Source organism: Arthrobacter sp. MSA 4-2, assembly GCF_016405885.1.
In the GTDB taxonomy this organism is placed as follows: domain Bacteria; phylum Actinomycetota; class Actinomycetes; order Actinomycetales; family Micrococcaceae; genus Arthrobacter_D.
Map to the genome: position 1 here is coordinate 313,551 of NZ_JAEKGC010000001.1, position 13,493 is coordinate 327,043.

General features: G+C 70.5%; 14 protein-coding genes. 8 read left to right on the forward strand and 6 right to left on the reverse strand.

Going from position 1 to position 13,493, the window contains the following annotated elements; genetic code table 11:
- The first annotated feature begins 36 nt into the window (after window positions 1–36).
- Both ilvA and I6N91_RS01360 read left to right on the forward strand, forming a co-directional pair.
- Window positions 37–1,281, forward strand: coding sequence for a threonine ammonia-lyase (gene ilvA, locus I6N91_RS01355; protein ID WP_120167336.1), 1,245 nt, complete (start codon window positions 37–39; stop codon window positions 1,279–1,281).
- A 1-nt stretch (window position 1,282) separates the two neighbouring features.
- The gene (locus I6N91_RS01360) at window positions 1,283–1,870 is read left to right on the forward strand and encodes a rhomboid family intramembrane serine protease (RefSeq protein WP_120166983.1); all 588 of its coding nucleotides are present in this window, start codon (window positions 1,283–1,285) and stop codon (window positions 1,868–1,870) included.
- A 37-nt stretch (window positions 1,871–1,907) separates the two neighbouring features.
- Here I6N91_RS01360 and greA read toward each other — a convergent pair whose 3' ends face one another.
- Both greA and I6N91_RS01370 read right to left on the reverse strand, forming a co-directional pair.
- On the reverse strand, window positions 1,908–2,399 hold the full coding sequence (gene greA / locus I6N91_RS01365; RefSeq protein WP_198810111.1) for a transcription elongation factor GreA: 492 nt from the start codon (window positions 2,397–2,399) through the stop codon (window positions 1,908–1,910).
- A 400-nt stretch (window positions 2,400–2,799) separates the two neighbouring features.
- Window positions 2,800–3,237 (reverse strand): DUF4307 domain-containing protein, encoded by a 438-nt coding sequence (locus I6N91_RS01370; protein ID WP_307843191.1) that lies wholly within the window; start codon window positions 3,235–3,237, stop codon window positions 2,800–2,802.
- An 87-nt stretch (window positions 3,238–3,324) separates the two neighbouring features.
- Between I6N91_RS01370 and mca the strand changes: the two genes are divergently transcribed.
- From mca to I6N91_RS01385, 3 genes are all read left to right on the forward strand, one after another.
- Window positions 3,325–4,248 carry a mycothiol conjugate amidase Mca gene (gene mca, locus I6N91_RS01375; protein WP_198810112.1) on the forward strand — a complete coding sequence of 308 codons (924 nt, stop codon included), beginning with the start codon at window positions 3,325–3,327 and terminating at the stop codon, window positions 4,246–4,248.
- A 64-nt stretch (window positions 4,249–4,312) separates the two neighbouring features.
- Window positions 4,313–4,642 (forward strand): hypothetical protein, encoded by a 330-nt coding sequence (locus I6N91_RS01380; protein WP_198810113.1) that lies wholly within the window; start codon window positions 4,313–4,315, stop codon window positions 4,640–4,642.
- A gap of 3 nt (window positions 4,643–4,645) precedes the next feature.
- Window positions 4,646–6,766: a thioredoxin domain-containing protein gene (locus tag I6N91_RS01385; RefSeq protein ID WP_198810114.1), complete on the forward strand. Its 2,121-nt coding sequence runs from the start codon at window positions 4,646–4,648 to the stop codon at window positions 6,764–6,766.
- A 14-nt stretch (window positions 6,767–6,780) separates the two neighbouring features.
- On the opposite strand, the gene I6N91_RS01390 is transcribed toward I6N91_RS01385, so the two are convergent.
- Window positions 6,781–7,434: a hemolysin III family protein gene (locus tag I6N91_RS01390; RefSeq protein ID WP_307843199.1), complete on the reverse strand. Its 654-nt coding sequence runs from the start codon at window positions 7,432–7,434 to the stop codon at window positions 6,781–6,783.
- A 235-nt stretch (window positions 7,435–7,669) separates the two neighbouring features.
- On the opposite strand from I6N91_RS01390, the gene I6N91_RS01395 reads away from it, so the two are divergent.
- From I6N91_RS01395 to I6N91_RS01405, 3 genes are all read left to right on the forward strand, one after another.
- Window positions 7,670–8,431: an isoprenyl transferase gene (locus tag I6N91_RS01395; protein ID WP_198810206.1), complete on the forward strand. Its 762-nt coding sequence runs from the start codon at window positions 7,670–7,672 to the stop codon at window positions 8,429–8,431.
- 114 nt (window positions 8,432–8,545) lie between these two features.
- Window positions 8,546–9,991 (forward strand): PhoH family protein, encoded by a 1,446-nt coding sequence (locus tag I6N91_RS01400; RefSeq protein WP_198810116.1) that lies wholly within the window; start codon window positions 8,546–8,548, stop codon window positions 9,989–9,991.
- 89 nt (window positions 9,992–10,080) lie between these two features.
- Entirely contained in the window at window positions 10,081–10,551 is a 471-nt protein-coding gene (locus I6N91_RS01405; protein WP_198810117.1) for an NUDIX domain-containing protein, read from the forward strand.
- A gap of 113 nt (window positions 10,552–10,664) precedes the next feature.
- Here I6N91_RS01405 and I6N91_RS01410 read toward each other — a convergent pair whose 3' ends face one another.
- The 3 genes from I6N91_RS01410 to I6N91_RS01420 are packed head-to-tail and all read right to left on the reverse strand — an operon-like array spanning window position 10,665 to window position 13,404.
- Window positions 10,665–12,101, reverse strand: a complete 1,437-nt coding sequence (locus I6N91_RS01410) for a class II fumarate hydratase (protein WP_198810118.1) — start codon at window positions 12,099–12,101, stop codon at window positions 10,665–10,667.
- 22 nt (window positions 12,102–12,123) lie between these two features.
- Complete coding sequence (locus tag I6N91_RS01415; RefSeq protein WP_198810119.1) at window positions 12,124–12,738, reverse strand: carbonic anhydrase; 615 nt, start codon at window positions 12,736–12,738, stop codon at window positions 12,124–12,126.
- Between the two features lie 21 nt (window positions 12,739–12,759).
- Entirely contained in the window at window positions 12,760–13,404 is a 645-nt protein-coding gene (locus I6N91_RS01420; protein WP_307843192.1) for a DUF4245 domain-containing protein, read from the reverse strand.
- Window positions 13,405–13,493 lie beyond the last annotated feature (89 nt).

A 13,493-nucleotide genomic window follows, 5' to 3' on the forward strand; every position in this document is an offset into this window, starting at 1 on the left:
GCCCTCGGCGCCGCGTCCACCCACACCCTTGAGGAGATGTCCCGGCTTCCGGTCACCCTCGGGGACATCGAGGCCGCCCAGGAGCTGCTGGCCGGCGTTATTGCGCGGACCCCCATCGAGGAGTCCCGGGCGCTGGGCCGACTCATCGGTGCCAACGTCTGGCTCAAGTGTGAGAACCTCCAGCGGGCCGGCTCCTTCAAGGTGCGCGGAGCCTACACCCGGATGGCGAAGCTCACCCCGGCCGAACGCGCCCGTGGTGTGGTCGCGGCCTCCGCCGGCAACCACGCCCAGGGCGTGGCGGTTGCGGCCAGCCGGCTGGGCATTCAGGCCCGCATCTTCATGCCGCTGGGGGTGGCGCTGCCCAAGCTCGCCGCCACCCGCGGACACGGCGCGGAGGTGGTCCTCCACGGGCACAACGTGGACGAGGCCCTGGCCGAAGCCAAGCGGTACGCCGACGAGACCGGCGCGGTCTTCGTTCACCCCTTCGACAATGTCGACGTCGTCGCCGGGCAGGGAACGATCGGCCTTGAAATCCTTGAGCAGTGCCCCGAGGTCGACACCATCCTGATGGGCGTCGGCGGCGGCGGGCTCCTCGCCGGGGTCGCGGTGGCGGTCAAGGCCCGGGCGCGCGAACTCGGCCGCAACATCCGCATCATCGGCGTGCAGGCCGAAAACGCCGCCGCCTACCCGCCCTCGCTCGCCGCCGACGCGCTCGTGCCTTTGACGAAGGTCTCGACCATCGCCGACGGCATCGCCGTGGGCCGGCCCGGGCAGCTGCCGTTCTCCATCATCCGGGAGCTCGTGGACGACGTGGTCACCGTCAGCGAGGACTCCCTCGCGCGGGCCCTGATCTTCCTGCTCGAACGCACCAAGATGGTCGTCGAACCGGCCGGCGCCGTCGGGGTCGCCGCGCTGCTTGACGGCAAGCTCACCGAGAACGGCGCCCTGCCGGGCAACACCGCCGTCGTGCTCTCCGGGGGCAACATCGACCCCATGCTCATGCTCAAGGTGATCCAGCGCGGCCTCGCCGCCGCCGGCCGCTACCTCGTGGTCCGCATGCTGCTCGATGACCGGCCCGGCTCGCTGGCCACCATCTCGCGGATCATCGCCGAATCCGATGCCAACGTCACCGGCGTCGACCACACCCGCGTGGGCGGCTCCATCAGCATGGGCGACGTCGCCATCACCATCAATATGGAGACCAAGGGTGATGAGCACTGCGAACAGGTCCTGAGCAACCTGCGGGCCGAGGGTTTCCAGCCCGTCGTGATCCAGGGCTGAGATGCTGGCCCGGCGCGCGAAGCTCGGCCTCACCACCGTCCTGGCCTTTGCCGCGGTGCTGTGGGCGCTCTACCTCATCGACACGTTCTCCGGGCGGGGGCTGACCTCGGTCCTCGCCATTGAACCGCGCCGGGTCCGGGGGCTTGACGGGATCCTGTTCGCCCCGCTGCTCCACGGCGGCGTCGGGCACCTGCTGAGCAATACGCTGCCGCTGGTGGTGCTCGGGTTCCTCGCGTTCCTCGAGGGCCTCCGGCGGTTCGCGGTGGCCCTGGGCACCAGCTGGCTGGCCAGCGGGCTCGGCGTCTGGCTCACCGGCGGAGGGCTGACCATCGGCGCCTCGGGTGTGGTGTTCGGCCTGTTCACGTACCTTGTGGCCCGCGGCTTCTACAACCGCAACTGGAGGCAGATCCTCCTGGCGGTGCTGCTGTTCCTGATGTACGGGTCGATCCTCTGGGGGGTCCTGCCGGTGGTCGGCTCGAACGTCTCGTGGCAGGCGCACCTGTTCGGCGCCCTCGGCGGGATCCTCGCGGCGTTCCTGTTGCGGAAGCGGCCCGTCCCTTCCGGAACGGGCCGCGTCCTGCGCCGCTGAGCCGCCGCCCGGCCTGGCCGGGTGCGGCGGGGTGCTGCTAGCCCGCGTAGGGCTTGGCGGAGAGAATCTCCACCGTGATGTTCCGGCCGTTGGGCGCGGTGTAGCTGACGATGTCGCCGGCCTGCTTGCCCTGGATGGCGGCACCGAGGGGCGAGCGCTCGCTGTAGACGTCGATGTCGGTGTCTCCGGCGACCTCGCGGCTGCCCAGGAGGAAGGACTCGACGTCGCCGGCGATCTTCGCCTCGACCATCATGCCGGGCTCCACCACGCCGTCGTCGGCGGGCGCCTGGCCGACCTGGGCGTTGTTCAGCAGCTCGGTGAGCTGGCGGATGCGGGCCTCGGCCTTGCCCTGCTCCTCCTTGGCGGCGTGGTAGCCGCCGTTCTCCTTGAGGTCTCCCTCGGAGCGGGCCTGCTCGATGCGAGCCACGATCTCTGTGCGCCCGGGCCCGGAGAGGTGTTCCAGCTCGGCCTTGAGGCGCGTGTAGGACTCCTGCGTGAGCCAGGCAACGGGTGCGCTGTTAGTGGACACGGGGCATCTCCTTAGGTATGTCCGGATCCGCGGAGGCGGGCCGGCTCTTGATGTTCTGCCGCCGGCCGGCACCGAAAGGCCGACCACAAGCAAGAACCCCGCCGTCTGGGTGACCGCGGGGGTCTCCGTCGGGGCGGGGTGGTATGCCTCCAGTCTAGTCAGCACTTCCAGATAACCCAAGAAAAAACCCAGCGCCCTTCTTTTTGCCGCCGCCCTTGCGTCGCCGGGGCGATTTCGGGGGAGCGGCTTTCCCGCCGAGGGCGCAGCTCACCACGCTTTGGGGAGGGCGAAACGTGGTGACGTGCAGTTTCGGCGGTGGCCCTCCCGCCGAGTGCGCAGATGACCACGCTTCGTGGAAGGTGAAACGTGGTGACGTGCAGTTTCGACGGGCGGAAACCCGTCAGTCGCGCGTTCCGGCGATCCAGCAGCTGTCCACGCCGCCGGAAACGCCCGGGGAATCGGTGCGCAGCTCGACCTGCTGCGCCGTCGTGCGGCCGCCGGCACCCTCGGAGGCGGGGCCGGGCCCGATGGTCACAACCTTCCACCCGACGATGGCGTAGTTCTCGCTCAGCACCTGCACCGCGCAGTGGGCGGTGGCATCGGTGGGCTTGGTCACCTCGAAGTCAACCCGTGCCTGCTCGTCGGAGGAGAAGGAGAACCCGACGTCCTTGAAGGAAACCCGCGGGCTCACCGTGGAAAAGGCGAAGATTCCAATGGCGATCACGGCCGCGGCGAGGGCGCCGATGACCCACCAGCGGCGCCGTCCGGCCGCCCGGGCCGGCTTGGGGGCACCGTAGCGATTGGCTACTCTTGGGGTAGGCGCATTTCCGGAGCTCACCTCCGTATTTTACCGTCGATCCGCGGGGTGGTTTGCCTGCGCCGCGGACCGCACTTGTGCCCCACCCGACCCTCACCAGGAGCCTCCTTGTTCAGCACGGATAAACCCGCCGCGTCCCGTTCCGGATTCCGCCTCCTGGCGGTCCATGCCCACCCCGACGACGAGTCGAGCAAGGGCGCGGCGACCATGGCGAAGTACGCGGCCGCCGGCGTCGACGTGCTCGTTGCCACCTGCACGGGAGGCGAACGCGGATCCATCCTGAACGCGGCCATGGAAGGCGACCCCCACGCCCGCCGCGACCTGGCCGGGCTGCGCCGTCTGGAGATGGCCCGCGCCGCGGAGATCCTGTCGGTGAAGCAGCGATGGCTGGGCTTCGCCGACTCGGGGCTGCCCGAGGGGGACCCGCTGCCGGACCTGCCGGCGGGCTGCTTCGCCCTGCAGCCGCTGGAACGCGCCGCTGCGCCGCTGGTCCGGCTCGTGCGTGAGTTCCGCCCGCACGTGATCCTCAGCTATGACGAGAACGGCGGGTATCCGCACCCGGACCACATCATGGCCCACCGGGTCGCCGTCGAAGCCTTCGAGGCGGCAGCGGACCCCTCCCGCTACCCCGGCACCGGCGAGGCCTGGCGCGTCGACAAGCTCTACTACGACCGCGCCTTCAACCCCGAGCGTTTCCGGGCCCTGCACTTCGCCCTCGAGGAGGCGGGGATCCGGTCGCCCTACTCCGAGCGCATCGCCCAGTGGCTCGAGGCCGACGCCGAGGGGCACCAGCCGCCGGCACCCACGCACGCGACCACTACGCAGATCGACGCCGGCGACTACTTCGGGCTGCGGGACAAGGCGCTGATGTCGCACCGCACGCAGGTCGACCCCGAGGGGTTCTTCTTCGCCGTCTCCGCCGACATGCAGCGCAAGGTGTGGCCCTGGGAGGACTATTCGCTGATCCACTCCCACGTCGGGTCCACCCTTCCGGAGGATGACCTGTTCGCCGGAATACCGGAGCCGCGCTGAGCCCGGGCCACGTAGAATTGGAAGGTGGCGGGCTTTCTGCCGCCGGATTTGAAAGTGGTGCAAAGTGAACCTCCCGCTCAACCTGGCCGCCGCCGTGGCTTCCTCAACCGGGGATGACCTTCGGCCGGGTCTCGACCCGGAGTCCGTGACGCCGGGAACCCTGGGCTTCATCTTCACGGTGGTGATCGTCGTCGCCGTCATCTTCCTCATCCGGGATATGAGCAAGCGGATCCGCCGCGTCCGGTACAACTCCATGCTCGAAGAGGGCGGGGCCGGACCCGATGCCGCCCGCCCGGCAGCGACGGACCGTCCGGAGTCCACGGACCGTCTGAAGTCCACGAACCGTTCGGAGTCCGGACCGGGCGCAGGCACCGGAACGGCCGGACGGGACTGACCCGTGGGCGGGCGGCTGACGGCCCAGGCATCGGCCTACCTCCGCCAGCACGCGGACAACCCGGTCGACTGGTGGCCGTTCGGGGATGAGGCGTTCGCCGAGGCCCGCGCCCGGAACGTTCCGGTGTTCCTCTCCGTCGGCTACGCGGCCTGCCACTGGTGCCACGTCATGGCCCATGAGTCCTTCGAGGACGACGTCGTCGCGCAGTACCTCAACCAGCGGTTCGTCAGCATCAAGGTTGACCGCGAAGAGCGCCCGGACGTCGACGCCGTCTACATGGGGGCAACCCAGGCCATGACCGGCCAGGGCGGGTGGCCGATGAGCGTCTTCGCCCTCCCCGACGGCCGCGCCTTCTTCGCCGGCACCTACTTCCCGCCCTCGCCCATCGCCGGGCGCCCGTCCTTCCGTCAGGTCCTCGAAGCGGTCTCCGAGGCGTGGAACCAGCGCCGGGAGGAGGTCGAGCGCAGCGCCGCGGCGCTCGCCGAGGGCCTGGGCGCGGCGCAGCGGCAGAAGAGCGACCTCGTCGGAGTCCTCGGCCTGGACTGGGAACCGGATCCGGTGCGGATCCCCGCCGGGTCCGGCGCGCCCGTGGCGGACGCGCTGCTTGAGGCGGCGGTGCGCGCGCTGGCCGAAGGGGAGGACCGGGTGTACGCCGGCTTCGGAGGCGCGCCCAAGTTCCCGCCGTCCACCGCACTCCGTTTCCTGCTCGCCCACGCCCGGGGCACCTCGGCCATGGCCGAAGAGGCCGCCGGGCTCGCCGGTCGGACCCTCGAGGCCATGGCGGTCTCAGGCATCTACGACCGCCTCGGCGGCGGCTTTGCCCGCTACGCGGTCGACCGGGCCTGGGCGGTGCCGCACTTCGAGAAGATGCTCTACGACAATGCCCAGCTGCTGCGCCTGTACGCCGAATCCTCGCTGACTGCGCGCACCGACGGCCAGCGGGCGCTTGCCGCCGACGTCGTGCGCGGCACGGCGGAGTGGCTGATCGGGGAGATGGTGGTCGACGGCGGCGCCTTCGCCTCATCGCTCGACGCCGACACGATCATCGACGGGCGTTCGGTGGAGGGCGGGACCTACGTCTGGACCCGCGGGGAGCTGGAGGCGGTGCTCGGCGCCGAGGCGCAGGCCGTCGCGGACCTGTTCGACACCGCCGCCGGCGCCGTCGAGGACGGCGCCTTCACCCTGCACGCCGGCAGGGCCTTCACCGCCGCCGAACGCCGGCTCTGGGAGCGGGCGGCGCCACGGCTCCGCGAGGCCCGCGCGGCGCGCCCGCAGCCAGGTCGGGACAGCAAGGTCGTGGCGGGGTGGAACGGCCTGGCCATCGCGGCGCTGGCTGACTCCGGGGCGGCCCTTGGCGAGCGGCCGCTGATCGACGCGGCCGCCGCCGCAGCGTCCTACCTGCTGAAGGTTCACTGGGACGGCGCGGTGCTGCGCCGGGTCTCCCACGAGGGGCGCGCTATCGGCATCGAGGGACTGCTCGAGGACTACGCCGGGTGCGCGGAGGGTTTCCTCGCCCTGTTCGCTGCGACGGGGGATACCACCTGGTACACCGCCGCGGAGCGGCTCCTCCTCACCGCCGAACGGCGGTTCCTGCGCGGTGGACGCCTGGCCGACTCCGCTTCCCCGGACGGGCCGCTGCTCGCCGCCCAGGGCTCCGAGGAAGGCTCCGACCCGCTCGACGGGCCCACCCCGAGCGGTACGGCCCTGTTCGCCTCGGCCCTGCTCACCTACTCCGCCTACAGCGGGTCCGCCCGGCACCGGGCGCTGTCGGCCGAGATCCTGCGCTACGCGGCCCACCTGGCCGACCGCGCCCCGTCCGCCGTCGGCTGGGCGCTGGCCGCGGCCCAGGCCTTCGCCGCCGGCCCGCAGGAGCTCGCCGTCGTGGGGGGCCCACCGGAGGCCGCGGCGGCGCTCGCCTACGCGGGACGGCGTTTCGGGCGGGCCGGTCTCGTCCTCGCCCCGGCGGATCCGGACGGCGCGGCGGCGGACGGTGCCGTGCCGCTGCTCGCGGGCAGGACGCCGGGGGAGGCAGGTGCGCCCCGGGCCTATCTGTGCCGGGGGATGGTCTGCCAGCGCCCGGTTGAAACCCCGGCGGAACTCGTGGAACTCCTTTCGGCGCCCTGAGGGCGGCCGCGGGGTCAGACGGTGGCCGGGTCGAGCACGGCGAGCAGGATGGCCGCGAAGTGCGCGGCGAACGCGGCCACGGTGAAGGCGTGGAAAAGCTCGTGGAAGCCGAAGCGTTCGACGCTGAAGTTCGGCCGGCGCAGCGCGTAGAACACCGCCCCGGCGATGTAGAGCGCGCCGCCGGCCAGGATGAGCACCGTGACCAGCGGGTCGGCCGCCCAGAAGGCGGGGAGGTAGAACAGGGCGCCCATGCCAAGGGCCACATAGACCGGCACGTAGAGCCAGCGCGGCGCGTTGAGCCACAGGATCCGGAACAGGACCCCGATGAGCGCGCCCGCCCAGATGATCCACAGCAGGGTCACCGCGGTGCTGCGCTCGAGCATCGCCCAGGCCAGCGGCGTATAGGACCCGGCGATGACCAGCATGATGTTCGTGTGGTCGAGCCGCTTGAGCACCAGGCGCGTCCGCGCACTCCAGTTTCCGCGGTGGTAGACCGCGCTGACCCCAAAGAGCAGGACGCCGGTGGCGGCATAGACGGCCGAGGCCGCCCGAAGCCCGTCGGTGGGGGCGGCGAGGACGAGCACGATGCCCGCCGCGAGGGCCAGGGGAGTGGCGACCGCATGGATCCAGCCCCGCCAGGACGGCTTCGCCGCCAGGGCCTCGGCCACGTCGTCGAGGGCCGCCTCCACCGGTCCCGGCGGGTCCGCTGGGGCTGGCTTCTTCCGGCGCTGAGAAGGCGAAGTCATGCAAAGAGAGTAACCTACGGTCGCGTAAGTTACCGACGGGTAGCGATGTGGGGGAGTCAACCTACGGGTGATTTCCCGCCGGGCCGGTACCGTAGGGGTAGCGCTCCGGAAGGCGCGCGGACATCGGACCGAAAGGAAGGGCGACCCGGGCGTGTTCCTGAAAATCCCAGAATTCGCCTACAGCTTTTATGAACGGCGGCTCCAGCGCGGTCTGAGCCCGGAGCGCATTCCGCACCATATCGGCGTCATGGTCGACGGCAACCGGCGGTGGGCGAAGCTCGCCGGCGCCCCGACGAGCCACGGGCACCAGGCCGGGGCCGACAAAATCCACGAGTTCCTCGGCTGGTGCGAGGAACTCGGCGTGGACGTCGTCACCCTCTACATGCTCTCCACCGACAATATGGGCCGTCCGCAGGAGGAGATCGAGCAGCTCCTCGACATCATCGCCAACACCCTCGACCGGCTCGGCGAGAGCCACCGGGTCCGCGTCCAGCCCGTGGGCGCACTCGAACTGCTCCCCGAGGACCTCGCCGGGAAGCTCGCGGACCTCGCGGCCCAGACCGCGGAAATCGACGGGGTCCACGTCAACGTCGCCGTGGGCTACGGCGGACGGCGGGAGATCGTCGACGCCGTCAAGGAACTCCTGCTGAACTCCGCGGAGGAGGGCAAATCCCTCGAGCAGCTCGCGGGGGAGCTGACCGATGAGCACATCTCGTCGTTCCTCTACACGCGCGGCCAGCAGGATCCCGACCTGGTCATCCGCACCTCGGGGGAGCAGCGCCTCTCCGGGTTCCTGATGTGGCAGAGCGCGTACAGCGAGTTCTATTTCTGCGAGGCGCTCTGGCCGGACTTCCGCCGCGTCGACTTCCTCCGCGCCCTGCGCGACTTCGGGCGACGGCAGCGCCGCTTCGGTTCATAACGGTTCATCGGCAATTCATTTTCGACACGGTAATTCTGCTGCTCGTCCCGGCCGCTGTCGGCGTAGTCTTTCCCCATCCACCGGCGCCTCCGCCGGCGGACGGAGAGGCCGCCCATGACGCCGGAACGCACACCCGTTCCGCACAGCCCGGGGAGGCCGGACCCGGCCTCGGCCCGGGCCGCCTCGCCCCACCTCGAACTCGGGGTGCCCGCACCCCGGAGCGGAGTCCACGTGGCACCATCCAACACCACCTCATCTCCGGCCGCCGATGGCCGGCGCAGCTACGTCATCGACACCTCGGTCCTGCTGTCGGACCCGCGGGCGGTGCTGCGGTTCGCCGAGCACGAGGTGATCCTTCCCGTCGTCGTCATCTCCGAGCTCGAGGGCAAGCGCCACGATCCGGAGCTCGGCTACTTCGCGCGGAAGGCGCTGCGGCTGCTCGATGACCTGCGGGTCAAGCACGGCGGGCTGGACACGGCGGTCCCTCTCGGGGAAGAGGGCGGAACGCTGAAGGTCGAGCTCAACCACGTCTCGCCGGAGGTCCTGCCGGTCGGGTTCCGCGGCGCCGGCAACGACGCACGGATCCTGGCCGTCGCCAAGCACCTCTCCCTCGAGGGCAGGGACGTCACCGTGGTCTCGAAGGACCTGCCCATGCGGGTGAAGGCCTCCGCCATGGGGCTGCTCGCCGACGAGTACCGCAACGAACTCGTGAAGGACTCCGGCTGGACCGGGGTGGCCGAACTCGATGTATCGGTCGAGGACCTCAACGCCCTCTACGACCACCGGCCGGTGCACTCGGATGCCGGCGCGGAGCTGCCCGTCAACACCGGTGCGATCCTCCATTCGCCCCGCGGTTCGGGGCTGGCGCGGGTCGGGGCGGACAAACAGCTCCGCGTGGTGCGGGCCGACCGGGATGTCTTCGGCCTCTCCGGCCGTTCCGCCGAGCAGCGCCTGGCCATCGACCTGCTGCTGGATAAGGAGGTCGGCATCGTGTCCCTGGGCGGACGGGCCGGCACCGGTAAGTCGGCGCTGGCCCTGTGTGCCGGGCTGGAGGCCGTCCTGGAGCGGCGGGAGCACCGCAAGGTCGTGGTGTTCCGGCCGCTGTATGCCGTGGGCGGGCAGGAGCTCGGGTACCTTCCCGGCAACGAGAACGACAAGATGAACCCGTGGGCTCAGGCGGTTTTCGACACCCTCGGCGCGCTGGTCTCGCAGGAGGTCGTCGAGGAGGTGCTCGACCGCGGCATGCTCGAGGTGCTTCCGCTGACCCACATCCGCGGGCGCAGCCTCCACGACTCCTTCGTCATCGTCGACGAGGCGCAGTCCCTCGAGAAGAACGTGCTCCTGACGGTGATGAGCCGGATCGGGCAGAACTCGCGGATCGTGCTCACCCACGACATCGCCCAGCGCGACAACCTCCGGGTGGGCCGGCACGACGGCATCGCCGCCGTCGTCGAGACCCTCAAGGGCCACCCCCTGTTCGGGCACATCACCCTCACCCGGTCGGAGCGCTCGCCCATCGCGGCACTGGTCACCGACCTGCTGGAAGGTGCCGAGATCTAGGGGCGCACTTCGGGGCGGCACCCCGGCCGTAAGGGCGGACGGCCTGCGTGGGGACGGCCGGGGCGCGTCGGTGACGTAGGGTATTTTGCATGCCTACACCCGACTTCGTCCTTGAACTGAGGGAAAAGATCGGCCACGCCCCGCTCTGGCTGCCAGGGGTTGGCGCGGTGGTCTACAACGAGGCGGGGCAGGTGCTGCTGGGCCGGCGCGCGGACAACGGCCGGTGGACGATCATCACCGGCATGGTCGACCCGGGGGAGGAGCCGGCCCAGGCGATGCGCCGGGAGGTGTACGAGGAGACCGGCGTGGACGTTGAGGTCGAGGTCCTCCTCAACGTCGGCGTCGTCGGCCCGATCACCTTCCCCAACGGCGACGTCTGCACCTTCCTGAACCTCGACTTCCGCTGCCGCTACCTCGGCGGGGAGGCCCGCGTGAACGACGACGAGTCCCTCGATGTGGGCTGGTTCGCCCTGGACGCCCTGCCGGAACTCAATCCGCGCCACCGCGAGCTGGTCCTCACGGCCGCCGCCGCCGACGGCGTGCCCACCTTCCACCGCTGACCCGGACACACCCCTTAGCGACGCACGCACCCGTTAACGACGCACGCACCGGATAAAACCGGTGCGTTTGTCGTTTTCGGGTGCGTTGGCCGCGTTCGGGCGTGCGGGAGGCGTCAGGCCTGCGGCGGGCGGGTCATCGACAGGACGTCGAGCGCCGTATCGAGCTGTTCCTCGGTGAGCTCACCGCGCTCCACGAAGCCCAGGGCGAGCACGGCCTCACGCACGGTGAGCCCCTCGGCGACGGCCTTCTTGGCGATCTTCGCGGCGTTCTCGTAGCCGATGTACTTGTTCAGCGGGGTGACGATCGACGGCGAGGCCTCGGCGAGGAAGCGGGCCCGCTCCACGTTCGCGGTGATCCCGTCGACCATGCGGTCGGCCGAGACGCGGCAGGAGTTGCTGAGCAGGCGGATCGACTCGAGCACGTTGCGGGCGATCACCGGGATGCCGACATTGAGCTCGAAAGCGCCGTTGGTGCCGGCCCAGGCCACGGTGGCGTCGTTGCCGATGACCTGCGCGCAGACCATGAGCACTGCCTCCGGGATGACCGGGTTGACTTTGCCGGGCATGATCGAGGAGCCAGGCTGCAGGTCGGGCAGGGCGATCTCGCCGAGGCCCGTGTTCGGGCCGGAGCCGAGCCAGCGCAGGTCGTTGTGGATCTTCGTCAGGGACACGGCGATGGTGCGCAGCATCCCGGAGACCTCGACGAGACCGTCGCGGTTCGCCTGGGCCTCGAAGTGGTCCCGGGCCTCGGTCAGCGGAAGATCGGTGTCGGCGGCGAGCAGCTCGATCACGCGCGCCGAGAAGCCGGCCGGGGTGTTGATGCCGGTGCCGACGGCGGTACCGCCCAGGGGAACCTCGGCGACACGGGGCAGGGACGCCTGGATCCGCTCGATGCCGTAGCGGACCTGCGCGGCGTACCCGCCGAACTCCTGGCCGAGGGTGACCGGGGTGGCGTCCATCAGGTGGGTGCGTCCGGACTTCACCACGGTGCTGAACTCCTCGGCCTTGCGCTCCAGCGCGGCGGCGAGGTGCTCAAGGGCCGGAATCAGGTCGTTCGTCAGCGCCGAGGTCGCCGCGACGTGCACCGAGGTCGGGAAGACGTCGTTCGAGGACTGGGAGGCGTTGACGTGGTCGTTGGGGTGGACCGTCACCGTGCTGCCGGCGGCCTCAAGGGCGCGCGTGGCCAGGGTGGCGATGACCTCGTTGGCGTTCATGTTCGAGGAGGTCCCCGAGCCGGTCTGGTAGATGTCGACGGGGAAGTCGCCGTCGTACTTGCCCGCCGCCACCTCCTCGGCTGCGGCTTCGATGGCCCGGGCGCGCTCGCCATCGAGCACCCCCAGTTCGGCGTTGGCAGTCGCAGCTGCCTTCTTGATGCGGGCCAGCGCTTCGATGTGCGCCCGCTCAAGGGTGGTGCCGGAGATCGGGAAGTTTTCAACGGCGCGCTGGGTCTGCGCGCGGTACAGGGCGTTGGCCGGAACGCGGACCTCGCCCATGGTGTCGTGCTCGATCCGGAATCCGGCGTCCTGGGAAGTGTTCGGGGTTGGCGTCATGGGCCAATTCTCGCCTCAGCGCTTACAGTGCGCCAAATCCGGAGACCCGCACGACCTTGCCCTCCGCCAGCCGGTACGATACCCCGACGACGGCGGTCGAGCCGGACTCCACGGCGTCGGCGATGACCCGGGAACTGTCGACCAGGCGCTTGGAGGTCTGCCGCACGTGCTCGACGGCGGTGCCGTTGACCTCTGTCGTTCCGTCGCGCCGGGCCGTCAGCACGGAGGGGGTGATGCGCTCCACGAGGTCCCGCAGGAACCCGGTGGGCATGTTCCCGGTGTCGATGGCGTCCATCGTCGCGGTGACCGCCCCGCAGTTGTCGTGCCCGAGGACGACGATCAGCGGCACGCCCAGCACGCTCACGCTGTACTCAAGGGAACCGAGGACGGCGTCGTCGATCACCTGGCCCGCGGTGCGGACGACGAACACGTCGCCGAGGCCGAGGTCGAAGATGATCTCAGCGGCGAGCCGGGAGTCGGAGCACCCGAAGATCACGGCGAAGGGGTTCTGGTTGTGCACCAGGGAGGTCCGGCGCGAGGCGTCCTGGTTGGGGTGGGAGGAATCCGCGGCGACGAAGCGCGCGTTGCCTTCCTGAAGTCGGAGCCAGGCCTGGGCGGGGGTCAGTTGCTCGGTCACGCCCCCCACTCTACCGGTGGGTCAGGGGGCCTCGGCAGTCGGCGGCGCGGGCTCGACGTCGGCCAGGACCGCTTCGGCCAGCACGTCGAATTCGGCGAGGTCGGCCTCGCCGCTGAGGATGAGGGTCGATCCGTCCACCTCGGAGGTGAGCACCGTATCGCCGTTTGAGGCATCGAGCAGCTCCCACTCGACCCCGCCGATGGTGCGTCCGCCGGAGACCTGGGCCTCACCGGCCTGCTGGGCCGTCCAGGACGGGTTGCCCTCGACGGTCTGGGTGAACTGGATGAAGCCCTTATCCGGGGTGAGGTAGCCGACCTCCCAGTAGTCGACGCCGTCGCTGGTGCCCGCGGTCCAGCGCGCGAAGTTCGAGTTCCAGTCCTCGGGCAGCTCCGGGGCGGCCGGCGCGTAGCCGGCGTCGCCCGCGGCCTGGCCCGCGACCCGCTCGACGTCGATGTCGCGCTGGTAGGTCTCGGCGGTGTGCGTGGGATTGATCAGGACGACCGGGACGACGATCGCGACCGTCGCGGCCACCGCCATCACCATGCCCACCACCGTCGAGTTGGCGCGTTTGGCCTGGGCGGGGGTCAGGACCGGCTTGGGCGCCGGGTTGTCGGCGCCGGGCTGGTCGCCGTCGGGGCCTGCGGTTCCCTGCTGTGCATCGCTCACCTTCCCATTTTCCCCCACCGGAGGCCCCCGGCCTAAACGGGATGCGCCAAGCCCGGCTCCACTGGCGGACCGGCCCCACTATGATGGCT